Origin of the sequence: Vibrio sp. 10N.222.55.C6 (genome assembly GCF_041473395.1) — a bacterium.
GTDB lineage: Bacteria > Pseudomonadota > Gammaproteobacteria > Enterobacterales > Vibrionaceae > Vibrio > Vibrio crassostreae_C.
The window spans coordinates 1-814 of sequence record NZ_JBFRSD010000746.1 but is presented as its reverse complement, the minus strand read 5'-3'; the positions used below and the strand labels follow the sequence as shown (position 1 = coordinate 814).

The window sequence follows — 814 nt, the reverse complement described above, 5'->3', positions numbered from 1 at the left end:
GCCCCAAAAGGACACCTGCGGCAAGTGCTAGCATAAGGATGATAGGATTTTTGGGCGGCTTGTTCTTTTTTACTTTTAGAAAGTAATGCAAACTTCCAATCACCGTTGTGGAAAATCCAAGTAGTGATAGTGCTATAGCTGAATACATCGTTTGTTCCTCATTGTTTTGCCTAATTGTACTAGTTAGTACATTTGCAATTAATGTACTAACTAGTACAATAGGTGTCAATAAGAATTTTATGTAGTTGTATAGATAAATGGCAAAGAAAAGACAGTTTGACGAGATAGAAGTGCTTGGAGTTATGGCCAAATATTTTTGGCAGCATGGTTATGCGTCGACTAAGGTGGATCAATTATCGACCGTTACAGGATTAACGAAAACCAGTATTTACAACGCGTTTGGCAACAAAGAAACCGTGTTTAAATGTATAGTAGATTTCTATGTTGAGCATCACATGTCTGTGGTACTCAGGAAACTCGACTCAAATAAATCAATATCAGAGAATCTTCAATATTTATTTGATAGTGAGTTCTTAAATCCAGAGAATGATCTACTCACTTACGGCTGCTTAATTACAAACAGTATTGTTGAATTAAAATCAAACGAACCAGCCCTCTATGAGTATGTTATTAAGAAGTTTGAACAAGGTCGTATTGCAACACTGGCATTTTTTACTCAATATGAGAAAACAGAACGACTTATTGATGGTATAGATGCAGAGCATTTGACCGACTATTTCCTTACGTTTCGTCAAGGACTCAAAGTTCAATCAAGAGGGCAAAGACCACATGAATCTCTCGCTCGATCTATACA

1 protein-coding gene is annotated in these 814 nt (G+C 36.6%); it reads left to right on the top strand.

The genetic code is table 11. The features are described from left to right. Nucleotides 1-257: 257 nt before the first annotated feature. Nucleotides 258-814 (top strand): TetR/AcrR family transcriptional regulator (locus AB4486_RS25950; RefSeq protein ID WP_372119616.1); only part of this gene is annotated, 557 nt, incomplete at its 3' end.